We start from the raw sequence: 23,190 nt of genomic DNA, 5'->3' as shown, positions 1-23,190 counted from the left end.
GTAGTTTTCCATGTCCGAGAATCTTTACTTAGTTTCTGACGATTCTAAATTTTCTCTATCGCAAGCCTGTTCTCAAGGCTTGCAGATAGCAAAATATCCTCCCTTACAAGTCATCGTTCATTTCCAAAACAATGCTGTTGTAAAAACTCAGTTATCGGTATCTCCAGTATTTTCTTGTTTATTTTTAGGCCCTGGCTCTCATAAAGCTATGGAAGAAATAGTTTTTCTATGTGCGAAATACTCTCAGAAAATAGACATTCCACGTTCTTCTTACATCAATACATCCATTCTAAAGAAACAACAAGAAATGATACTCAACTGTATTGCTACGATTCCTTTCGGGGAAACGCGCACCTATGGAGATATTGCTAAAGCAACAGACACACACCCTCGTGCAGTAGGAGCAGCGTGTAAGCATAATCCTTTCCTTTTGTTTTTCCCATGCCACAGAGTGATAGGAAGTAGTGGCGAACGCCATTACTGTGCAGGAGAACAGATCCAAGACATCCTTCTCAATTTTGAGGGATCTATAAGTTAATCTTGTAATTTAGGATCTAGAGCGTCTCGAATACCATCTCCTATCAATGCTATAGCAATAAGCAAAGCGGTAAGCATGATGGCAGGAGGCCAAAGAATACAGCTTTCTGAAGGAAAAGCTGTAACTCCTTCTTTCATAAGATTCCCCCAAGATGCAGAGCTTTCCTCTCCGAGGCCTAAAAATGTCAACCCTGCTTCGCAGCTAATCATTGCCATCATAGAAAATGGCAGTAGGGAAATAATAGGGACAATTGCATTAGGAAGTATCTGATGCACCATAATGTGATAGTGGCTGTAACACATATTTGTAGCCGCTAACACATAAGACATATTGCGTTGTTTTAAGGTTTCTATTCTGATGTATCTGCTAAATCCAGTCCAACCGAAACATCCAAGCAAGACCGTATCTAAAAATAAGGATTTTTGCTGAGTTATAGAAACAACTAGCATCAAAATAAACAACATAGGCATGGTTTCCCAAATCTCAGTAAATCTAGAAAGAACCATATCCGTAGTTCCGCCAAAATACCCAGAAACTAAACCAATAACCGTACCAATAAATAAAGCGATGGCAACGGAGATCCCTCCGACAACCAAAGCAATACGAATCCCGAAAATTAAAGAGGCTAAAAGATCTTTGCGATTAATTCGTGTGAGCTGCCACCAACGTACATGCTTATTCATCTCACGAGAGCCTCCCGCATCATCTTCCCAATGAAATGAACTCAGCAACGGGCTGATAAGAATGCGGAGTTTTTCAGATTCTTCATTAATCCACGCACGTTTATCTTGAATAAAGTTAATCGTGCTATGAATTTTATTGTATTCCTCAAGAACTCGACGTGTACTTAACAGATGCTTACGGAAAGGTTCTGCTTCTTCTTCTATCGAAGAATACGCTGAAAGTAATCTCTCATTATGATCTTTATTATATAAAGCTAGGTTTAAATCATGTTCGACTCGAGTGAGCGCCATAAGAAAAGGACGATACTCATCTATTGCCTTATACCAAGTTTGTAATGCAGATTCATAAGAAGCATGCAACTTGTGCAGTCTTCGTTGTAAACGCTCCAAACATACCTGCTCATTTTTCATCTGTGAGTAGTACAGCGTTGGTATTTGTGAACCTTTGTACCCCTCATACGCCACACAATACCTTTGTAATTTCTCGTGCTGTAATTTACGGTATTTTGACTTTATCAAAATCCCCAACTGCTCGTACTTACTCATGTATGTCTTTTCTAATTCCCAAGTACGCACATCTTTAGGAAGTAAAATGATATTTTCTATTCTGCTACTAGCAATTTGCGAAAGGATTTTTTCTGCTCGCAGTTTTTTAAGATTCTCATCCCCAGAGGGGTCTTGAATATTCCCTTGATGTACAAAGATAAATCCTATTACTTGAGCAATGGTTAAAATCCCAATAATAGCCCTGCGAGTTCTTCCCCTAAAGAGCTTGCATGCTATAAAGAACAACGGCAGAGTCGCCATCAAAACATTAAAAAAAAGATCTATAGCCTTAGTATAAAAACCTGGGAACCATAAATATCTAAATAGGGGGAAAAATAAAGATCCTTCCCATGTAACTAAAATAGGTTTACTACTCGCAAATAGAGGTGCATATACACCTACAAGTGCTAATGCGATAACAAACTTCCATGACAGTGAGGCGAGGAAATTCTTATGGTATGCCTGAAAGAATCTGCGATAAAAAGAAGTCGGGGATTCCATTATCTAAACCCTCTTACCTCCTAGCTGCACCCTTGGATCTAATAGCACATAGCAAATATCTCCTATTAAATAACCTAATAGAGATAGAGTGGATCCAACGAGGACAGAAAACAATACCACATTATGATCACGATTTAAAATGGCCTGATAGAAAAATCTCCCAAACCCATCGATATCAAACAGAGTTTCTACAACTAAAGCCCCTCCTAATATGGCTCCCAAAGATGAAGCCAATGAAGTAATCAAAGAAGAAGCTGCGTTCTTCCCTACGTGCTTTACAAGAATATCATAACGAGACACACCACGAGCTCGTGCTGCACAAATATAGTCTTCCCCTAGGATTTCTAAAAAGATCGACCTACTTAACCGTGACTGAGAAGCAAATGCCCCATAACTTACAGCACAAAAAGGAAGAAAGCTATGAGCTAAAGTATCTAAAATCTTACCCAAAGAACTCAATTGATTGAAAATTTCCGGAGAGGATTTTAAGCCGCTGTATGGCATAGGAATAGAGGTAAATGGTATGGTTTTATTAATAACAAAATTATCAATAATCCAAGGAACAGCCACAAAGACAGGAACAGAGAATAGAAACAGGAAGATAAAATTCAGCGTATGATCAATCCAACGGTTTCTATTTAACGCCATAATCATTCCAAATACTTGACATAAGATAAACACTAGAGTCATAGGGAAAACTGATAGCGTCAACGAAGAACGTAAACGTTTAACCACTTCAGAAACCACCGTTTTATGCGGATCATTACGTAAGGTTCCAAAATCCAAACGTAAAACACGCGACATATAGCGAGAAAAACGTGTTTCTAAAAAAAAGGTCTTCCAAGAAAAGTGCTTATAGGGAAAGGCTTCCATACCTCCTTCCTTACGGAACCACTCCTTTAAAAAATCTACCTTAATCCCAATATCTTCTTCAGAAAGAAGCTTAACAAGCAAGGCGTTGCTTTTGGAAACTCTTTCATTATAAGCATATTGTTCTGGGGATAAGCCTGGTCCAACTATTCCCTGACGGATAGCTCCACGAATAAATAAGTCTGCGGCAACATGACGATAGGAAGATGTTTTTGTATTGTCGTTAGCTTCAAATAATAATGCAGGCATAATAAATTTTGCCCTATCACCCCAGTAAATCTTTAATTTAGAAAAAGATTGCTTTTTAGATTGCTTGTTTGTGAAGCTATCGACTATTTTTTCTATCCCGCTCTTTACCTTAGCGTGTGAAATAGCAGGACGAGTATTAAAGAAAATGGGTAGAGTCAAGCCATAATGCTCTCGAAACTGTAAATAGCGATCAGGACCTTTGTATGTACGAATCTTATCAGACTTCCCTGCATCTCCAAAGGAATCGACAGATTGATCTTCGATAACATCTCCTGGAGCCGCATTCAATATAATGAAATTAATTGAAATAATTGCAAAAAGCGTCAAAGGAATTAATATGAGACGTTTTAAGATATACTTAAGCACTCTTCCTCCTTCCTGTCTAACCAAACCGTATGAAGATTAACCATTTCGTCTTGAGCGTCGGGGATTAAATCTGTTCTCTGTTTGGGGACAAAGACGTTTTTCACGTAATCTTTATAAAGCAAAGAAAAAGTGCGAGAGTATAGGAAAGCATAAGGAGATTCTTCATGAATAACTTCGTGAAAACGATGGTATAGATCCATACGTTTACTGGCGTCATATTCATAGCTAAGTTGATCTATAATTTTATCAGCTTCGGGATTATGGAAACCAACGACATTGGCTGAGCCTTTTTCCATTGCACCCTCAGAATGCCAAAGGGCTCGGGGGTCCTCTGGAGGAGATCCTAGACACCAGCCTGTAAGCAAGGCATCGAAATTCTTTTCTTCAAATGCTTGGGATAGGTCAGCGGTATCTAATCCTAATAAACTACACTCAATGCCTATCTCTTTACAAACAGTAGCTACATATTCTGCAATAGTGCGGCCTGTTATACTTTTGACATAGTAACAAAGGCGGAAACGAAAAGGAATAACAGCTCCGTCTATCACTTTTTCTCGGATACCATCGCCGTCAGCATCTATCCATCCCTCTTCTTCTAAAATACGCGCAGCCTCTTCTGGAGAATAATGCCAACCTTCGATCTTTTGATTATAGGCAGGAGAAAAAGGCGAGAAGGGCCCGCTAATTACATGAGCGCGACCATCTAAACACTCTTCTATAATCCTGTCACGATCTATGAGCATATTCATAGCGCGTCGCACTTGACGATTCTCAAAAAATAATGAGTAACAATTCCAACCAATGTAAGCGTAAGAGCGATCTGGGTAAACCATCTCACGAATAGCTTCGCCTTTGGAAGCTTGATTTTTATAGGCCGAGGTTTTCATAAAACTCGCTAGATTATCCACGTGATTTGGTGGTAAATAAGCCAAGTCTAGTTTCCCCGATTTGAAGTCCTGAAATAATGAGTCTGAGTTATCTTTAATATAAACATAACGTTTCTCAACTAGAGCTTCTTTAGGGTTATAGTGGTTTGGATTTCTCGTGAAGATCAGTTTTTCATCATCCATTCCAGAAAAATAAAATGCACCACAGCTCACAAGATAGTTAATAGACCAGTGTGAGGAGAAGTTTTGAGCCCATACCGAATCTTTACGATAGGTGTCAGGATCAGAGTCATCTTTAACGATCTTCTCTCCATTAGCAAAATACTGATAAACGAAACGTGGAAGGGGTTGTAGACATAAAGTATTAAAGAAAGCTGAGTAGAGCACTTTCTTCTCCTCTTTGCCCTCTTCATTTACAAGAGTATGTGCTTTCCAGCGCACTATAAATTTTAAATCATTTTCTACTTTGATAGAGACTATATCTTCAAAATATGAACGCAAAGCTACGGCGCGCATCTCTGCAATATAAGGATTCATCACAGCATCATAATAGAATTTGAAATCATAAGCCGTGACAGGATGTGGCTGCATAAAATGATCGGCTAGCTGTACATGTTTAGGGAAACGCAAAGGATCAATAGGTACCCAAAATACATTAGGACGTAAATAAATATGAAATTCACGATCACCAGAGTCGTCTGAAGCCATGTGTTCTTCTATTTTTAAAGCCAGACCGGGGGCAAATTTTTCGTGTTTCCCCACATGAGCATTTGCTAACCCAGGAACGCATAAATCATACAATTTTACGACATAATCATAACCGTTGAAAGGGCTCAAATTATCTGGTTTACCCACATGAGCTGTACGTAAAACGCCTTTAGGAACAAAATCATCTCCGACAAGTTCGTCTAAAGTTTTTTCCATGTAAGGGTCTGGGGAAAGTAGATTAGGATAACGAGGATCTCCAACTTCTATAAAAGCACAACAAGTAGTTGCTGATAAGGAAGAAGAACGTGATGTATTTAGAGATCGCGTAGCATTATTTTGCTTCACGATGCTTAGTAATTCTTGGATGTCTTCTTGTACATCTCGAACATTCATTTTGATCAACTTGATGTCTTTTTCAAGCAAATCAGACGACCAGTATAACAAAACCAAAGAGGCAACGACTACACACTTTAAAATTTTGTCTATTACACACCGTTTATTCATATAAAACAGATCCTCTGCCAAAGACTACTGCACTCTGACAGTTCCTGAAAAACATGTCTTTCAGCCTTTAAGCTTTTCAAGACTCTATCACCCGGCCATTATAGCAAACTCTAACAAAATCAGCTAAAATTTTTGAGATAACAAAGTTTTATCAAAACAACAAAAAAAATATTTACTTGTTAAAAACGTAAAAAGCACCCTAGATTTACTTATAGAAACTCTTTCTTTTTCTAGACAAATTCTATTTCGTTGCCTTCGATACTGTCTAATCGCAAAAATCTAGTAAATTTTTTCTTATAATCTATGCATCACATTGCCATCAGGATGAAGCCAAAGTATGGTGCAGTAAAAATTAGGTACAAAATACGTTACCGTTTACCGACTTTCTATCTTTCCTTCTTCAAAGTTTAAAATACATTCCCAATTAGGTCTTATGAATTAAAGTTTTCTGATATTAAACGTGAATCAAATAAAAACCTAAACATATTACTTGATCTGATCTTAAACAAAAATGAAAGATCTTTTTGAAAAGGTTTTAAATAATCTTCTTTATTAATGCAATAATTTAATCCATGTGGAAACTAGATCTGTAATAGACTATGCGATCCTATTCCTCTTTTAAAAGTTTTAAAATAAAACAGATCGCGGATGTGAATTTATTCTATTTTTCATGACCTAATTGGACAGTAGGATATTAATATGTCTAGAATATGGTCGAGATCCATATCAAGAGCGACAAACCTGTAGAAAACAGTCTTGCAAATCTACACCAGGCAATTTGGCACTTATCAAACGGAAATGGGGAGCTCAAGGACTTATTAAGTTATCTTAAATTGAATACGAGCAAGTGAAATGGACTTTAGGCGAAGTCGTTTGAGATGATGTTCAGAACGAGAAACAGGGGGGCTCCCCCTGTTTCATCAACACAAGTAGAACTCTTAATGATGATGCTCGACAGTGCTATTACCACTTTCTTTGTTTTCAGATTCAGTATCTCGATCACCATTCTCGCTTACTTTTACTTCATCGTTTTCATCAGCAAAAACAGTAGTTCCACAAGCACATGAAGAAGCTAAAAGAAGCGCTAAGATTAATTTTTTCATTTCTATTCTCCTTGTTGTATATGCCAGAAAAAACACCCCTTAACCATATCTAGAAAAACTAAAAACATGGAAAATCGATGCTGGCATAAAGGTTTCTACGGATTCTATGAAAAAACAAGAATAATGCGCAATTAAAAAAACCTAACGATTCGATGTTAATTTATGTACTTCTCACTATTGTACGAATAAATAAATCCCGCATTATCTTATAAACGCAACCGTTAAATTTTACTACTTTTAGGATTTATTTATTCTTAGGAAAAGCTTTCAGGGACTATTTCAAAGGTGTTTGTTAAACCGCAAATAAAATCTCGTCACCCACTATCAGTAAGCGGTTTATGTCTGTAGTACCCATGACCATTCTCATAGACAATCTCTTGTTCTACAGATTCCGTTTTGGAATGAGTGTTATCATTAATTTGCATCTAATCAGAGAAAATAGTGGTCCCACAAGTACATCTAGAGGCTAACAAAAGCCTGAAGATTAATTGGTTCATTTCTATTCTCCTTGTTGTATATGCAAGAAAAAACACCCCCTTAACCATATCTAGAAAAACTAAAAACAGAGTAAGGAGAACAAGTTTGATATAAAAATTGCCGAATATTTTACGAAGAACACGTATAACGGAAGAATTTAAAAAATTACATGCTTCTCACTATAGCAATAGAAAATATATGTTTCATTATCTCGAAAAATTAGATTTGTATCCATGAATCCCTCCCCCCTTTTAGGTCTAATTTTGCCTTTCAATCTTTAGAAGTATAGGGATATCGGGTATGAAAATTTATAAACTTAAAAATAATTTCACGTCTTCAAAATCTCTAGGGAATGTTATTAGAAGTCTGATTGACATTGATAGATTGGTCTATATCTGTGGCAATAAAAAAGGATCCTCTTAGAAAGTGACATTTGGCTAAGAAGATCCTTATAAAGGTATTTTACTCTAAAAACGTGCAGAATCTAATCTCAGAAAGACTTTCTATTCTACTCTAGAGCAAGAACCACCTGTACAGCCGCCCTCTTCTTTACCTTCGTCTCCGCAAGCAACTCTATCCATAGATACTTCAAAACTACATACGCGTGATGTCGCACAAGAAGTTAGTAAAAGTAGGGCTAGCATGAGTTTTTTCATTTTATTCTCTTTATTTTAAGTTAGGTTGATTGTACATATACTCTATTCTATAGCAAGTGGAACATAATCAAATAGATTTCACACCATTTAAGCAAAAAGAGTATCCCTATTCTTCTTTCTGTTGTGGCAATAGATAGATACCGTAAAAAAGTATCAGAATACCCAAAAGTAAAGAAAGTATCGCCACAGGAACGGGCATCAACCCTAATGATACACATCCTTGAATAAACATCTCAGAAATTGCACAGGACGTAAAAGAAAGATAAACCGCTCCGGATCCGCATAATGCCAATACCAGACCAAAAATAGCCACAGCACTTGCTATTTCATAACGTGTGCGAACAGAAAAGCGTGCACGCCAAGAGACACTCATCCTATCACAAAGACCACTGTGCGTCATTGTATTATTACTTACACCAATACTTTTCATAAATAAGATGCTCTATAAACAAGTAGAACTATTATAAATAACAAGAACAAAAATCAATAACTATTATATTCTATACCATAGAATTTGATTAGCTTTCTTGATTTCTTGTAATCTCTTTTCTTTAATTCTTCGTATATACGTAGGCCTTTTGCATTCATCCCTTGTTGAAAATAAAGGATCCCGAGCTTAGTCATCGTCTCTACGTCTGTGGGTTTTAGCTTGAGAATCATCTCATATTCTTGAATCTCTTCCAAGGGCATTTGTAAGTCATGATAACTATAAGCTAATTGGGTGTGGACCCAGGCATTTCCTGGGGCATATTCATTTAAAATTTTAAATTCTTCTATGGCACGCTGAGCCGTTGCAAAAAATTTTTCTTGAACATCTTCTCCATATCTGCCCGGAGGAACCCAGTAACTAACATCAAATTCGGGATATTTTCTAGGATCTGCATACAATCCAGAGAGAGCTACATAAGCATCTGCTAAGGATACATGAGCTCCTAAATCTACAGGAATAGATTGTACGACTTTAATGTAGGCCTCTATTGATTTCTGTAATAAACATTCCCTGAACAAAAAGTAGTCTTTCCAGAAACAAAAACAGCTGAATTTTCTCATGAAGTCATGCTTGGGAAGAAAACTTAGCATACTAGATAAGAGTGTGTATTCTTGATTTTGTAAATCAATAGCAAGTTTGGTTGCCGAGGAAGCTAAATGTGTTTGCTCTTCAACAATGTTATGCTTCCCCTTAAATAAAGTCTGAGCATTTCTTAAATAGTCAGTTGCTAGATTTTCAAAAAAATCTGGTTTCCCCGACAGTATGTACAAACGAACAACAAGACAGACAAATAGGGTAAGAAAAAAACACGCCAAGCAAAATGCTGGAATAATAGTTTTCCCAGAAAACAGAAAAAAATAAAGGAAGACTCCCAACTCCACACCCATTAATAATAAACATCCAAATAACAATAAGCTGTGTCGAATAAGATATTGGCGTAATTTTTGGTGTGTTTTTTTACATAAAGCTTCTAGAGTTGGGAGAGCATTATTTAACTTCATGTATTTTACAAACTCATCTTAATTTTATGGGAAATTATGCAACTAATTGTTTTAATGCAATAGCCCCAATATTATTAAATAATAAAGCTTGTTATGGTTTCAACTTATCTACTAGCAAATTTTGGCGGTCCGCGTCATTCTAATGATGTTGAAGTTTTTTTAACTTCATTACTTACTGATCGTGATGTTACCGGAGGATTCCTTCCTTCCTTCATTCACAAGCGGTTATTTTCATTTATTGCTAAAAAACGCACACCTAAGGTTCTCCCTCAATACAATTGTATTGGTGGATTTTCTCCCATATATCAAGATACAGAGGCTCTTGCAAAAACTCTATCTTCACATTTAGATGCTCCTGTAATTACCTTTCATCGCTATTTACCTGACACCCATCAACAGACAATACAACAGTTAAAAACTCTAGGAGATCTTCCTGTTGTTGGTGTTCCTTTATTTCCACATTTCACTTATGCTGTTACAGGAAGTATTGTGAGATTTATCCACAACCATCTACCATCACTTAATATCTCTTGGGTATCTCATTTTGGGAATCACCCTCAGTTTATTTCATGTATGATTGATCATATTCTGGAATTTTTACAATCTCACGATATCCCTACTAATGACTGTTGTCTATTATTTTCTGCCCATGGGCTTCCTATGAGATATGTGAATAAAGGTGACCCGTACAACGTACAATGTGAGAAATCCTTCGCAGCCATTTCTGAAAGATTACCCGATATAGAAACCTTTCTGTGTTATCAATCTAAATTTGGACCTGGCAAGTGGTTAACACCATCAACAAAAGAGATATGCAAAACACTCAAGACTAATAAAAAACACGTTCTTATTGTGCCTTTTGGATTTACATCAGATCATGTAGAAACCCTTTATGAAATAGAAAAAGAGTACATTTCCATTCTTATAGATAGAAAATACCAAGCTCTACGTATCCCCGCGATTTACCAATCTCCTCAATGGGTCCAATCTTTAGCAACAATTATTAAAAGCACTCGGCATGTAGAGAAAAACAGCTTAATAAAATCGTGATGTTCTAAGGAAGACGGTATTGCTGTTTGATGGTTTGGTACTTGCCCGACCGTATGCTTTTCACTAATCCCATATTAAAACCTTCCAACAAGTTATTCTTCTCACCACGAAGAACTACTAATCTTAGGCCGTCTTGATTCAAAGGCTGGGAAATAATTTTTAAGCGCCCTTTATATGCAGTGTCTATCAATGCTGTGACTTCTATAATAGGAGCTAGCAAAGCATCATAACATCCGGAAGATAAAGCTTCTAAAGCTATGGGGACGTGTTGATAAGGGGTCAAAACTGCATCAGGGATATCTTGGCCGACAAGCATGGAGGCATCAAATTTATATACCCCAATAAGTTTACCACGCAGGTCTTGGATGGATTTGTAGGGAGATCCTTCAGCAACAACAAGTACCGGACCTGTCAGCAGTATCGGTTCAGAAAATTGATAATGATCCAGCATCTCTGCTGTCGGTAGTATCGATGTGAAAGCTCCGGCAGTTTTTTGATCATCAAGATTTTCAAAAAGATGAATCCAATCTTGATTTATAACATTAATATTAAGGTTCTCACGGTAATTGACCTCGGATACAAGATCATTCAAGAAAGCGTTGATATTTGCTGTGTAAATTCCAAATTGTTTGGGGAACCAAGTAGTATCTCTTCCTACTAATAATTCTTTCTTTTCTCTAGAACAACCTAAGAAAACCAAAGGAAGGAAACACAAAAGAGCTAGGAAATACAGTTTTAAGGAATTCTTGATTTTCACGCTAACTCACGCCTCGGATTCCAGACTTATTTTTCGCATCATATTCTACACAAGAAATTTTATCCAGCATGCTCTCCAAGATAAATTTTGAATAAAAACTTTTCGAAAGAATGGCCTAGGGGCTAAAAAATCTGTTTATCAAAACAGAAAACATACTAGCTGTTTAATATTAAGAATTTTATAGAGAAATTTTTCATAATTCTAATTAGAACTATCTTCGAGAAAATATTCTGATAAACATGTGCCCCCCAGTTTCCTATTACGTTTTAGTATTAGACCTTCAACAAGAATAGGTTCTATAGAAGCATTTTCTAAAAATAAGCAGCCTTGTTTATCTAAAATCCCACCTACAACAATATCACGCAATACTGCGGCAAGATAGCTATCTTCAAGATTATAGGGAGGATCTATGTAAATGAGGTCAAAAGACATGTTCTTTTTGGCCAACCGTTGAATTGCTGATCTTGCCTCTTGTTTTATAATTGTAATCGGCAAATTAGGATTCAAAAGTTGGCTATTTGCACGAATTAATCGAACAGATTGTGCAGAAGAATCTACAAAAGTTACCGAAGAAGCCCCGCGACTTAAGGCTTCAAACCCCACAGATCCCACTCCAGCAAAAAGATCTAAAAATATAGCGTCCTCAACATAGACAGAACAGATGTTAAACACGGCCTCTTTTACCACGCCACAAGTCGGACGAACTGAAGGATTAGAGAAAGTTTTTAAAGACTTTCCTTTGTATTTGCCAGCAAGAATTTTCAAATTATAACCTGAGGGGTAAAATCTATATAATCAGCAGCCACTAATCTATATTCTATAGTACGAATTTGTCCAAATCCCTCTAAGGGGGCACGCACTTTATGCATATGACCAAATAGACAATGAGAAACTCTTCCATCAGCTTCTAGCATCTGTGAGACGGGTCCCGAAGATCCATCACTACTAATGGGCGGATAATGCGTCATAACAATAATTTGATCGATATCCTTAGGGACAGCTTCTAAAGCTCTTTGCAATCTTCCCAGTTCCCTTAAGAAAATTTTCTCATCTTTCTCGCTATATTCCCGAGATTTTTCAGGAAGTGAAGATTGGAAACATTGCGAAGCTATTCTTATAGTGGGGCTATCCCAAAGTCTTACACCTACAACAGCCATGTTCGGTTGTATTATGGAAAAACCTTGAGCTAGATAGTACAAGTTTTCAGGAAGTACTTGCGCTATTTTAGTTACTGATGCAGAACTCCAGTAATCATGATTCCCACGAATCATGTACTTAGTTCCTGGAAGAGATCCTAGAAAGGAGAAGTCTTCTTTCGCTTCTTCAATATGCATCGCCCAAGAAATGTCTCCCGGAAGCAAAACGATATCCTCGGATGAGACTGTCTTTTGCCATCTTTCACGGATTTTTTCGTGATAGGAAGCCCAAGGCTGACCAAAAACTTCCATTGTCTTTTCTGGGACTCCAATAGCCAAATGTAAATCCGCTATACCATATATCTGCATAAATCAGGGTAATCCGTGGACTATCAATGTAAGAGGATATTCTACTCGATATCGTGCTAAAATCTCGATAGAGAAAAACAGGAAAAGTATTTTATTAATTATACAAATCTTCCATCAAAATATATAATTATTAGGAATCCTAGTTCCCCGAGGAATGATAATAATTCCATCCCTAACAACTAGCTTCCCATCTGGAGAATCATAATCTTTATATCCTTTAACATTAGTCAATTTCACTCCGTGGCCGATCCTACAATTCTCATCAATAATTGTTTTATAAATCTCACAATTATCACCTATACCTAAAGGAGTCTGCAACGTATTCCCATAGCGGTCGTTCCCCATAACAATAGAATGGTCGATAACAGAATTTTTTCCTATCACACCACGAATTCCCACAACACTATGAGATACCTTACTAGAATCGATAACAGCGCCTTCACAAAGCAAAGAATTCGAAATCATAGAATCAGAAACTATAGTCCCAGGAAGATGATGATTTTTACTATAGATCATTCCTCTATCATCGTAACAGTTCAAGCCACGAACTTGGGGTTTTGGCCTTTGAGTTAAAGCAATATTTGCTTCGTAATAAGATTCGATGGTACCAATATCAGTCCAATAACCATCATAAAGAAAAGTTTTTACAGAGCCCCGTTTTATTTGTGCTTGAATAAGATGCTTACCAAAGTCATCACCTTGCTCTTCTAGAAGTAGTTGGAACAGACTTTCTCTTCGAAAAAGGTATATTCCCATATTCCCTAAAAAATTGCCGTGTTGAGGATCTAGCTTATGTCTATGACAATCCATTGGTGAGAGTCGGAAACGATTTAGGATCTCTTTTTCCTGAGGTTTTTCATAGAAATCTAAAAGATTTCCATCTTTATCTATTTGTAAAACACCCATTCTCAAGGCATCTTTTTCTTGTATTGGCTGAGCAACGATTACCATGTCTGACTGTGCATACAAAGCGTAATCTACTATCCTACGGAAATCCATATTATATAGTTGATCTCCGGACAAGACTAGAAAATACTCTATCTCCGTATCTTCCAGATAGAGAAGATTTTGACGAATAGCATCTGCAGTCCCCTGATACCACACTTGACTCCCATCTCGGCCCTCAGGAGCAAGGAGATGTATCTGATCTTGAAGTACACCGTGATAAAAATAGGTCTTCATGAGGTGCTGTTGTAAAGTATACGTAAGATACTGACCTATCACAAAAATCTTAGAAAATCCCGAAGCTATAGCGTGTGAAATAGGCACATCGATTAATTTATACCTACCTCCAAAAGACACAGTTGGTTTACAACGCCAACATGTGAGAGGAGATAATCTCCTTCCTTCACCACCGCATAAAACAATAACACCAACCTTATCTCGATAAAAATGAGAAACTTGATAACTTGAGGGATAGCCCTGAAAATCATTTTCTATCATTTGCCCTGCCTTCTGTAATTCCAATTTTAAATTAGAATCAAATAAAAAGACTACACAAACTAACTAGAATATAATTATGTTAAATTAATAATAAAACCAAGCTTTTGTTATTTAACAAAATAAAAACGAATAATGTTACAAACTTTCTAAAAGTGCAGAAGCTATGGCCGCGTCCGCTTCTTTTAATTCGCATTTGGACAGTAAAGACTGAACTAATTCTTCAAGAGTAAATACTGATCGTAATTTTATCCCTGCATCTTTCAAGGCATCTGCTCCCCCGACCTGTCGATCTAGAAAAACCAAAGATTCTCGAATATTTAAACCTTCATCTTCTAGAGCCTTAGCTGTTTCTAAAATTGATTGACCTGAAGCGACAACATCGTTAATTACTAAGCACGTTTGCCCAGGAGAAAACAGTCCTTCAACTTTTATTCTATCTGTTTGGCTCGATCGTTTTAGCTCTTTCCTCCTCAATACCATGGAGATATTGTATTTCAGAGATATGCAGGTAGCTAAAGCAAGAGCAGTATAGGGAACACCACATAATAAGCTACTATTAAAAGAAGGGCGTAGACGCCAAATCAGAGAAGCTATAGTTTGTAAAACATTGGGACAAGAAATAACTAGACGCATATCGACATAAATAGGAGTTTTTTGACCATCTGATAGATTGAAGTCACCGAATTGTATTGCGCCTATACGATATAGGTTAATCACAGCATGATCACGAAGTTGCTTTTCTTCAAAGCTCATCATTACCAAGTATCCTCTCGTTTTTTTGACAAAATACAAAAACTCTCATTATAAGCACAAAGATATGCTTATTCGTTTATTTTTTGGTATTCCTCTATCTAAGGGACTAGAGAAAATTCATGAGTATCCCTTAACTGTGGCTATCTTTCAAAGAAAAGAATACTTAGGAATCTATAGCCCTGCGCAAGCTTCTTTACCAGTTGCAAAACTCCATACATATTACCAACAAGCTCAGGAAATTCTAGAAAGAGTATTACAAGAAAAATATCTCGCTAGGGAAGAGACTTCCCTGCTGGTTTTTCCTGACATTCTCATTGGCAAATAAGTCTCATCTAAAAAACTATTTCGAAGTCCGTACTTTATTGCCGATTACAACAATAGAGCAATTCTCTATTGATACGAACAAAGACTATGAAACTATTTAATTGATAAAGATCAATCACCTTAGGATCTGCTAAATCGTAAAGTGGAGAACAAGATCTACAGTCTTATAGCTAAGACTGTAGGCTTCAGGATTCTCACCTAACATTTAGATGGTTCTAAAAAATAGAAATGGAGTGACCTCTCAGCCTATTCTTTTAAAGAAAGTAAAAATTCTGCGTTACTATTTGTCTTTTTTAATCTACCTAACAACAGATGCATAGCGTCAATAGCAGTAAGATCAGCAATTGCCTGTCGGAAAAGGTAAACTTTTTCTAATTCACTAGGGTGATAAAGTAATTCTTCTTTTCTTGTACCACTCTTAATAAGATCAATTGCAGGATAAGTTCTTCGATCAGAAAGACGACGATCTAGTACCAGTTCCATATTTCCTGTACCTTTGAACTCCTCAAAAATGACTTCATCCATTCTAGAACCAGTATCTATCAACGCAGTAGCTAGGATGGTTAATGATCCGCCGCCTTCGATATTTCTTGCTGCTCCGAAAAATCTCTTAGGCTTATGTAGAGCACTAGCGTCTACGCCTCCTGTTAAAATCTTTCCAGAATGTGGTTGCACGGTATTGTAAGCTCGCGCTAAACGTGTAATAGAATCAAGAAGGATCACTACATCCTTGCCATGTTCAACTAAACGTCGAGCCTTTTCTATAACCATTTCTGCAACTTGAATATGTCTTTCAGGCTGCTCATCAAACGTAGAAGCAACAACTTCACCACGCACCTGTCGAATCATATCAGTAACTTCTTCTGGGCGCTCGTCAATTAACAAAACAATGAGAACAATATCAGGGTTATTGACTGCAATAGCGTGCGCTATGCTCTGTAAAATTACTGTCTTTCCAGAACGTGGAGGAGCCACAATAAGTCCCCTTTGCCCTTTCCCTATGGGTGCCGTAAGATCTAACAACCGTTCAGCGAGGTGCTCCTTCCCCATTTCCATAACAATTCTTTCATTCGGGTATAGAGGGGTCAAGTTTTCGAATAAAACTCGTTCCTTAGCTTTGTCTGGGGTAGATCCATTAATCTTATCTACCTTTAATAGGGCAAAATACTTTTCCTTATCTTTTGGAGAACGTATTGTGCCTATAATTGTGTCTCCCTTCTTCAAATCAAATCTGCGGATTTGAGCCGGGGAAACATAAATATCTTCAGCAGAAGGGAGATAGTTATAAGTAGGTGATCTTAAAAAGCCAAACCCATCAGGAAGAACTTCCAAAACCCCTTCCCCGATTAAAAGCTCATCTGAACGTTCAGACTTTGCTTTAACGATCTCAAATACCACTTGAGATTTAGTGAGAGACCCGATGTTCTTCACTCCATATTGACGAGCCAATACATTAAGCTCTTCAATTCCCATCCTTTGCAATTTGGCAATTTTTGTAATAGTTACAGGCTGGTTTTCATTAACTACATCTGCAACTACTGCACATTCTCCCGCAAAAGACTTCTCTTGCACCCCAGGACACGCATGTTTTCTATTCTCTTTGACCTTTGGCAAGACTTCTGAAGAACGTTCTTCTTTCATAATGCTCCCTTTAAAGCGTAAAAATATTCTTCAACTTTATGACGTAATTCTTCTTTAGTACCGTTATTTTCTATAATAATATCGGCATGCATCATTTTTTCCTCATGAGAAGAAAACCGTGCACATCTCTGATAAAAATTTAAATCAGAACAATTAGTTTTTTTGGTAAACCTTTCCCTACGAATATTCTCATCAGCTGTAATTAGAATTACACGATCAAACCATCTCGCATAATGTATTTCGTACAACAAAGGCACCTCAGCAATGAACAGAGGGTACTTTCGCTCTTTAGCGACTTGACAATACTGCTCTTCAATAATTCGACAAACTTCAGGATGTAAAATAGCTTCTAAAGCTTGCAGCAGATCTAAATTACCAAAAACTTTTTCTGCTATGACTTTTCTATCAAATGTATTGTCAATAACAACTTCTGGCCCCAGGAGATCTATAACGCGACGACCTATATGCGAGTGAGGAACAAGGAAACTATGCGAAACTTTATCAGCACTAATTACATAGGTCCCCAACTCTTGAAAAACCCTACACGCCTCAGTCTTTCCTGAAGAGAGATCCCCTGTAATAGAAACTTTTAGTAATTCTAACATTCTGCCCAATTTTTTCCAATTAAGATATTCACAACTAATGGGACAGATAAAATCATTGCAGATTCCATTATATCTCGCACTAAAGTTTGCACTTCTTCTTTTTCTTCCTCAGGGACTTCAAAGATCAATTCATCATGTATTTGTAACAGCATACGGCTTCTTAATTTGCGTTTTTCCAACGCATCAGCAAGTTGTAGCATAGCTAATTTTATCAATTCAGCCGCGCTACCTTGAATGCGGGTGTTAACGGCAAGACGACCAGAAGCCGCACGAGAGTTAGAAAACTCTGTCCAACTATCTATTATTCTTTCTCGTCCCAGTAACGTCTTTACATGCAAATTTTCACAAGCTTGGCTTATCGTTTCATTAATAAAACGAGCTACTGCAGGATAACGATCAAAGTATGCATCTATTAACTTTTGAGCTTCAGAAACACTGATTTTTAGAATCTTAGAAAGTCCATAAGCTTGTTGCCCATAGATAATACCAAAATTTACAGTTTTTGCTTGCATGCGCTGTTGCTTGGTGACTTCTTCTAAAGGGACATGAAATACCTGAGAAGCTGTAAATGTGTGCACATCTTCTCGCGACTCGAACGCTAACCTCAACGACTCATCTTGACTCAAATGCGCCAGGAATCTTAACTCAATTTGAGAATAATCTGCAGATAAAAAATAATTATTCTGACGCGTATCACAGAACGCTTTTCTTAATAATCTCCCTCGCTCAGAGCGTATAGGAATATTCTGTAAATTTGGATCCTGACAAGCCAATCTACCTGTTACTGTTCCCATCTGATTAAATGTCGGGTGTATCCTAGAAGTATGAGGATCTATTTGCCTAGGCAGAGCTTTAACATAGGTAGATAGTAACTTCTCAATAGATCTAAATGCTAAAATTTTTTCAACAATTTCGTGCTCTCCTAATAAGGCTTCCAAAACTTCTGCCTTAGTAGATCGAGCTTTATCCATAGGTGTTAGGCCCAATTTATTATATAAAACATCCGACAATTGCTTAGGAGATTTAATATTAAAAGAAGTCCCAGCTACTGTGTAAATATCATCAGTAAGAATTGCCAACTCCTCTGATAAAGTTCTCTCAAGCTCTTGAAGATCGTCCACATCTAGTGGCATCCCATTTCTTTCAATAGTAAATAGGACTTTTTCTAGGGGCATTTCCATGTTGAAAAATAGATCTTCTACTCCTTTTACCTTCAATTCTTCTAACAGCGATTGTTTTATTTTAGGCAGATGAGAAACAAATTCTCCAAAATGTTCGGCAGGTTTGGCAGGAGATTTCAATATAGGGAGACTTAATTGTCCCCATTCCTTGCCATACTTACCTGCAGACTTCACTAACCCGTGATCAACAAGAAGTGTTTGGTAAGAAATCTTAGCTCCACCGTTGATCAAATGTTCCGCTAAGGCTAAATCAAGGGCTATATTACTAATGTGAATACCAGCATTTCTTAACGCATGATTATCCCTCTTGATATTATAACCATAAAATTCAGTATCTTTTCTTTTAAAGAAATTTTTTAATGGAGTGATGACATCGTCTTGAGCATTTTCTATATCAACGTAATAAACTTGTTCATCGCAGGCTAAAGCGACTCCCATTAATGTAAGAGAGGGAAGAAAATTCCCCTTATACCCCACAGAAAAAGCAACACTCTTTCCCTGTAAAGTAGACAAAACACGAACTAGTGGCTTACTACTATTAATTATCTCAATATCTATGTTTGACGCTTCCTTGACTGGTTGCACTAAGGTTTTAAAACCATGCCGCATATAGAAGGTATTAATTTCTTCCTGACGCACCTTATGTAGAGGAAACTCAAATCCACTTATGCTTATAGGAAGAGGTATATTGTTATCTAATACAGCGAGGTCCTTACTTAATAACAATACATCTTTTTGCTCAGAGATCATTTTATGAGTGGAACCTGTCAATTCATCAAGATGTTCCAAAATACCTTCAACAGAATCATATTTTTGTAACAGAGCTGTAGCTTTTTTAGGTCCACAACCAGATACTCCAGGAATATTATCCGAGGTATCCCCCACCAAAGCTAGATAATCGGATATTCTACTCGGGGGGACACCGTAGATATCTACAACACTATTTTCATCGACAGGAGGCCTATCTTTCCAAGGATTCAAGGCAACAACATTCGGGCCTACAAGTTGAAGTAGATCTTTATCTGCAGTACATAGGCAAACTTCACATCCCTCTGAAACTGCCTGCTTTGTGATACTAGCTATAACATCATCAGCCTCGACGCCTTCTATTTCTAAATAACGCAACCCGAGTAAATTACAATATTCTTTAACTACAGGAATTTGTTGGTAGAGATTTTCATCTTTTTTCTCCCGATGAATTTTATAATCAGCATAAATTTCTCTACGACTTTTTTTGTTGTTTGGACCATCAAACACAGCCACCATATGATTAGGAGAGAATTCTTTAATTAATTTATTAATAGAACGAATAAAGCCAAAAACAGCCTGAGTTCCTTCTCCTGAAGAATTTTTCATATCAGGGAGAGCAAAATATGCTCTAAAAACAAATCCCGAAGCATCTAAAATAAAGATCTTTCTCACTAATTCTCTCCGCCCTATTAATCAGAATCACGAATCTAAGTAGTAAAATGTATTTCTGGAATTATCTAAACTTGGGAGCAACTCATGTTGAATCTTTCCCGTGATTAAAGGGCTGTTCGTTATTGATGACATAACTTTTTTCAACCAGCCATCACCGCCTAAACCGATCACGCGGTAGTTATTTTCAATTTTGCAATCGGCTACTAAATCTTGTAACACTTGTTGTTTAGTTACGTTCGCCACATCAATGTAACCTTCTTCTAAAGCCTTTTCAGGTGAATATAAACGGGCACCCAACACACTAACAAGCTTATCTTTAGTTAATAGCGGCCGATTTGTTACCACAATATCAACAAATTGACCATAAAGATAATCTATAATTTCTTGACGAATTTCACGATCTTTAGCTGTCCACTCTGTATAAGGATTCATAGGGGCCTTATCTTTGCCAGCTATAAGCAAATCGCTTTGGACACCATAACGAGATAAACCTTCTTTTACATTAAAATATGGCCCTGAAAGCACTCCTATAGACCCTATTAAAGAAGACGATGTAGAATAAATTTTATCCGCAGCACAAGCAACATAATACCCACCAGAAGCACAAAGACCGTTTACAAAAATGTAAACAGGACATTGAGTGCGCTGTTTCCAAAACTGAATTATTGAATACACGCGAGAAATTTCGAACACCTCTCCTCCAGGGCAGTCCATATCAATTATTATGCCCTTCACTCTGCCTTTGTACGGTGTGGAATCTAATGTTGTAATTGCCTCTTGAATTATTTTTGCTGTATGTTTGCTAGAAGCAATAACATCCTTCATTTCCAATACAGCAATAATCGGAGCATCTTTGCCAACATCTTTGACCTCTCCCTTAGCGTCAGGCATATTCACAAATTGCGAGTCATTCATTCCAGAGGTAGAAACAACCAACATTAAAGTAACAAAGAAGGCAAGAACTACACCTAGAGATAAACCTAGAATTGATAGGAAGCCTTTAGACACAAAATGCCAAAACGTTTTCATAAACACCCGTAAGGTCAAAAATTTATAGAACAAATACAATAAAGTATGTGAGGGAAGGCTTAAAGATCAAAAAAAATATGAATAAAAAGGGCTTTTACGCCCTTTAAATTATAGCGTAGCCACTTCTTCTTGATTAGAATTTGCTCCAGTAGTCTTACTGATAGCCACATCTGACACTATGGAATCTGCTTCTAAACTCGCAGCAACAGCATCAGCTTCTTTAATGTTGTACTCTCTTCCTATGAAAGCAACAACAGCTATCCAAACGACCATAATTAAAAGAAGCACTACAGCAATCACATTGAGACTTGCTGCAACAGATGAAAAGATAATCAAAAGCCCCTGATAAATCAATGAGCCTCCTGATTTCCCTATCCGAGATACAACACCGTCAATAGCAGCTTTACCAAAGTTCTTCTGATCATTAGGCAAGGGAACAAAAGCCATTTCCTTAGTTTGATCAAAGAATGTGAATTTAGCAGCACGAGAAAATACGTTTTGCATGCCACCTATCCACGCAGCTATCACCAAAGGCGCTGTATTGAAAAGACCACCAAAAATCAGAACATCTTGCTTAACAGCAAATATAGCCCCAAAGAACAACACGCCTGTTACCAACATAACTATTGGCGTAGTCAATGCTCCTACTGTCCAACCCCACTTCCGGATACTTTGTCCAGTAAGGAAAATAGCAGCCAAAACGGAAACAATCCCTATCAAAGTGGTAATCCTACTCATATAGCTATTGAATTCAACGTGAGAACTATAAATTTGGCTAACTTGATCTTTCCAAACAACTTCGAATAAGTGAATAACAAGGTTGTACGATAAAACTATAATCGCAAGACCTAACAAGTATCGAGAACGAATAAGATAAAGGAAAAGATTCTTCGCCTTAGCTTTCGTCTTTTTCTTAGCCTTTGCACTAGCTACACTCTCTTCAACTTGAGGCAACTCTTCTGTTACAGGTCCTGAAGATGAATGAGCTGAGAAATTATAGGTATGTTTTGTGAGAAGGTGAACTTTTCTATAAAGCCAGATCATACTTAATCCAGCTAAAACGATTAAAATGGTGAGATTAAGCATAACCTCATGCCACTTATCCTTTACGAAAGGACAAACAAAGAACGTGTGCCGTCCCATCCAATAGGAAATTTCTCCAGCAAATACGGAAGATAGATTTAACCCCGTATTAATTAAGGCATAAAACCGTCCCGCTTCCTTGATACTAGTTACTTCATTAGCTAGCCCCCAAAAGAGGGTTGAAAGAATTACTGAACTCCATAGTTCTGACATGACATAGTAGAGGCTATAGCTCCAATAGCGAATCATGACAATAAACCCACGTAGTCCTTGTGGCAGTAATTCTTGTAATTTATCCGCAACAGAATGCAAGTGTATAGCATCCCCCATCGGATAAATAACTACGGCAAATAAGAAAAAGAAACCTAGAAAAGTACCTATGAAGGAATAAAAAACGGTGTCTCTTGGACACCGATTACTTAACCAACCGTACACCATAGTAACGATAACGGCTCCAGGCACTATCCCCCAAACTTTCAAGAACGGTATAACTTCCGCACCCGCGTCAGACCCTACCACCACTAAAGTATCTTTCATACTTTTCAGGAGGCAATAATTAAATCCCACGAAAAAGGCTAGCCAGAAAAGAGGAATAAATTTTGGAAATTCTGATCGATATATGGGGCAGAAGTACGCCCGCAGTCTTGAAAAGGGTTTCATCTCTGATGACTGCATAAACTCCTTCCCAAAATTATAGAGCATAAAGATTTGTAAACAGATGGTAAATCATGCCTAAAAGATTTTGAACCTATACAGTTCTTATAATACTTGTTGCTGAGCAAACGGCAAGGCATATTTAAAAGACTACAACAAAATGC

Annotated in this window: 20 protein-coding genes; 3 read left to right on the top strand and 17 right to left on the bottom strand. The window is 37.3% G+C overall.

What is annotated here, in order from left to right; translation table 11 throughout:
- Positions 1-10: 10 nt before the first annotated feature.
- Positions 11-538 (top strand): MGMT family protein, encoded by a 528-nt coding sequence (locus E1N70_RS02740; protein ID WP_131744021.1) that lies wholly within the window; start codon positions 11-13, stop codon positions 536-538.
- Here the strand turns inward: E1N70_RS02740 and E1N70_RS02735 are convergent.
- The 7 genes from E1N70_RS02735 to E1N70_RS02715 form a co-directional block, all read right to left on the bottom strand.
- Positions 535-2,268, bottom strand: coding sequence for an ABC transporter permease (locus E1N70_RS02735; protein WP_131744020.1), 1,734 nt, complete (start codon positions 2,266-2,268; stop codon positions 535-537). The two genes, E1N70_RS02740 and E1N70_RS02735, sit on opposite strands and share 4 nt — an antisense overlap.
- Before the next feature lie 3 nt (positions 2,269-2,271).
- A complete protein-coding gene (locus E1N70_RS02730) occupies positions 2,272-3,753 on the bottom strand; it encodes an ABC transporter permease (protein ID WP_131744019.1) in 1,482 nt (493 codons plus the stop codon).
- Complete coding sequence (locus E1N70_RS02725) at positions 3,735-5,852, bottom strand: ABC transporter substrate-binding protein (RefSeq protein ID WP_131744018.1); 2,118 nt, start codon at positions 5,850-5,852, stop codon at positions 3,735-3,737. The genes E1N70_RS02730 and E1N70_RS02725 overlap by 19 nt, the downstream gene beginning before the upstream one ends.
- A 938-nt stretch (positions 5,853-6,790) precedes the next feature.
- Positions 6,791-6,955 (bottom strand): hypothetical protein, encoded by a 165-nt coding sequence (locus E1N70_RS05115; protein ID WP_165478210.1) that lies wholly within the window; start codon positions 6,953-6,955, stop codon positions 6,791-6,793.
- 980 nt (positions 6,956-7,935) lie between these two features.
- Positions 7,936-8,088 carry a hypothetical protein gene (locus tag E1N70_RS05110; protein ID WP_165478209.1) on the bottom strand — a complete coding sequence of 51 codons (153 nt, stop codon included), beginning with the start codon at positions 8,086-8,088 and terminating at the stop codon, positions 7,936-7,938.
- Positions 8,089-8,194: 106 nt separating this feature from the next.
- On the bottom strand, positions 8,195-8,518 hold the full coding sequence (locus tag E1N70_RS02720; RefSeq protein ID WP_131744017.1) for a hypothetical protein: 324 nt from the start codon (positions 8,516-8,518) through the stop codon (positions 8,195-8,197).
- Between the two features lie 53 nt (positions 8,519-8,571).
- Complete coding sequence (locus tag E1N70_RS02715) at positions 8,572-9,579, bottom strand: tetratricopeptide repeat protein (protein WP_131744016.1); 1,008 nt, start codon at positions 9,577-9,579, stop codon at positions 8,572-8,574.
- Positions 9,580-9,672: 93 nt separating this feature from the next.
- On the opposite strand from E1N70_RS02715, the gene hemH reads away from it, so the two are divergent.
- On the top strand, positions 9,673-10,629 hold the full coding sequence (gene hemH / locus E1N70_RS02710; protein ID WP_131744015.1) for a ferrochelatase: 957 nt from the start codon (positions 9,673-9,675) through the stop codon (positions 10,627-10,629).
- 4 nt (positions 10,630-10,633) lie between these two features.
- Here hemH and E1N70_RS02705 read toward each other — a convergent pair whose 3' ends face one another.
- The 5 genes from E1N70_RS02705 to E1N70_RS02685 all read right to left on the bottom strand — a co-directional run bounded on the left by E1N70_RS02705 (position 10,634) and on the right by E1N70_RS02685 (position 15,090).
- A complete protein-coding gene (locus E1N70_RS02705; RefSeq protein ID WP_131744014.1) occupies positions 10,634-11,386 on the bottom strand; it encodes a transporter substrate-binding domain-containing protein in 753 nt (250 codons plus the stop codon).
- 201 nt (positions 11,387-11,587) lie between these two features.
- Positions 11,588-12,151, bottom strand: a complete 564-nt coding sequence (rsmD, locus tag E1N70_RS02700; protein ID WP_131744013.1) for a 16S rRNA (guanine(966)-N(2))-methyltransferase RsmD — start codon at positions 12,149-12,151, stop codon at positions 11,588-11,590.
- Positions 12,148-12,891 (bottom strand): metallophosphoesterase, encoded by a 744-nt coding sequence (locus E1N70_RS02695; protein WP_131744012.1) that lies wholly within the window; start codon positions 12,889-12,891, stop codon positions 12,148-12,150. The genes rsmD and E1N70_RS02695 overlap by 4 nt, the downstream gene beginning before the upstream one ends.
- Before the next feature lie 114 nt (positions 12,892-13,005).
- Entirely contained in the window at positions 13,006-14,334 is a 1,329-nt protein-coding gene (gene glgC, locus E1N70_RS02690; RefSeq protein ID WP_131744011.1) for a glucose-1-phosphate adenylyltransferase, read from the bottom strand.
- Positions 14,335-14,469: 135 nt separating this feature from the next.
- Positions 14,470-15,090, bottom strand: a complete 621-nt coding sequence (locus E1N70_RS02685) for an orotate phosphoribosyltransferase (RefSeq protein ID WP_131744010.1) — start codon at positions 15,088-15,090, stop codon at positions 14,470-14,472.
- Between the two features lie 61 nt (positions 15,091-15,151).
- Between E1N70_RS02685 and E1N70_RS02680 the strand changes: the two genes are divergently transcribed.
- The gene (locus E1N70_RS02680; RefSeq protein ID WP_131744009.1) at positions 15,152-15,412 is read left to right on the top strand and encodes a hypothetical protein; all 261 of its coding nucleotides are present in this window, start codon (positions 15,152-15,154) and stop codon (positions 15,410-15,412) included.
- A 245-nt stretch (positions 15,413-15,657) separates the two neighbouring features.
- On the opposite strand, the gene rho is transcribed toward E1N70_RS02680, so the two are convergent.
- From rho to npt2, 5 genes are all read right to left on the bottom strand, one after another.
- Positions 15,658-17,052 carry a transcription termination factor Rho gene (gene rho / locus E1N70_RS02675; RefSeq protein WP_131744008.1) on the bottom strand — a complete coding sequence of 465 codons (1,395 nt, stop codon included), beginning with the start codon at positions 17,050-17,052 and terminating at the stop codon, positions 15,658-15,660.
- A complete protein-coding gene (gene coaE / locus E1N70_RS02670) occupies positions 17,049-17,657 on the bottom strand; it encodes a dephospho-CoA kinase (protein ID WP_131744007.1) in 609 nt (202 codons plus the stop codon). Before coaE ends, rho begins: the two co-directional genes overlap by 4 nt.
- Positions 17,651-20,260 carry a DNA polymerase I gene (polA, locus tag E1N70_RS02665; protein WP_131744006.1) on the bottom strand — a complete coding sequence of 870 codons (2,610 nt, stop codon included), beginning with the start codon at positions 20,258-20,260 and terminating at the stop codon, positions 17,651-17,653. Before polA ends, coaE begins: the two co-directional genes overlap by 7 nt.
- 27 nt (positions 20,261-20,287) lie before the next feature.
- The gene (locus tag E1N70_RS02660; RefSeq protein WP_131744005.1) at positions 20,288-21,289 is read right to left on the bottom strand and encodes a S49 family peptidase; all 1,002 of its coding nucleotides are present in this window, start codon (positions 21,287-21,289) and stop codon (positions 20,288-20,290) included.
- 108 nt (positions 21,290-21,397) lie between these two features.
- The gene (gene npt2, locus E1N70_RS02655; RefSeq protein WP_131744004.1) at positions 21,398-23,047 is read right to left on the bottom strand and encodes an NTP/H+ exchange transporter Npt2; all 1,650 of its coding nucleotides are present in this window, start codon (positions 23,045-23,047) and stop codon (positions 21,398-21,400) included.
- Positions 23,048-23,190: the final 143 nt, after the last annotated feature.

This window comes from Chlamydia buteonis, from assembly GCF_900634605.1.
GTDB classification, from domain to species: Bacteria; Chlamydiota; Chlamydiia; order Chlamydiales; family Chlamydiaceae; genus Chlamydia; species Chlamydia buteonis.
This window is presented reverse-complemented; position numbering and strand designations above follow the sequence as displayed.

Coding starts and splice junctions, on each gene's coding strand:
- E1N70_RS02720 (WP_131744017.1), bottom strand. CDS start 8,518: ATGAAAAGTATTGGTGTAAGTAATAATACAATGACGCACAGTGGTCTT.
- glgC (WP_131744011.1), bottom strand. CDS start 14,334: ATGATAGAAAATGATTTTCAGGGCTATCCCTCAAGTTATCAAGTTTCT.
- E1N70_RS02685 (WP_131744010.1), bottom strand. CDS start 15,090: ATGATGAGCTTTGAAGAAAAGCAACTTCGTGATCATGCTGTGATTAAC.
- npt2 (WP_131744004.1), bottom strand. CDS start 23,047: ATGCAGTCATCAGAGATGAAACCCTTTTCAAGACTGCGGGCGTACTTC.
- E1N70_RS02735 (WP_131744020.1), bottom strand. CDS start 2,268: ATGGAATCCCCGACTTCTTTTTATCGCAGATTCTTTCAGGCATACCAT.
- E1N70_RS02695 (WP_131744012.1), bottom strand. CDS start 12,891: ATGCAGATATATGGTATAGCGGATTTACATTTGGCTATTGGAGTCCCA.
- coaE (WP_131744007.1), bottom strand. CDS start 17,657: ATGTTAGAATTACTAAAAGTTTCTATTACAGGGGATCTCTCTTCAGGA.
- E1N70_RS02660 (WP_131744005.1), bottom strand. CDS start 21,289: ATGAAAACGTTTTGGCATTTTGTGTCTAAAGGCTTCCTATCAATTCTA.
- rho (WP_131744008.1), bottom strand. CDS start 17,052: ATGAAAGAAGAACGTTCTTCAGAAGTCTTGCCAAAGGTCAAAGAGAAT.
- hemH (WP_131744015.1), top strand. CDS start 9,673: ATGGTTTCAACTTATCTACTAGCAAATTTTGGCGGTCCGCGTCATTCT.
- E1N70_RS05115 (WP_165478210.1), bottom strand. CDS start 6,955: ATGAAAAAATTAATCTTAGCGCTTCTTTTAGCTTCTTCATGTGCTTGT.
- E1N70_RS02715 (WP_131744016.1), bottom strand. CDS start 9,579: ATGAAGTTAAATAATGCTCTCCCAACTCTAGAAGCTTTATGTAAAAAA.
- E1N70_RS05110 (WP_165478209.1), bottom strand. CDS start 8,088: ATGAAAAAACTCATGCTAGCCCTACTTTTACTAACTTCTTGTGCGACA.
- E1N70_RS02740 (WP_131744021.1), top strand. CDS start 11: ATGTCCGAGAATCTTTACTTAGTTTCTGACGATTCTAAATTTTCTCTA.
- E1N70_RS02680 (WP_131744009.1), top strand. CDS start 15,152: ATGCTTATTCGTTTATTTTTTGGTATTCCTCTATCTAAGGGACTAGAG.
- E1N70_RS02725 (WP_131744018.1), bottom strand. CDS start 5,852: ATGAATAAACGGTGTGTAATAGACAAAATTTTAAAGTGTGTAGTCGTT.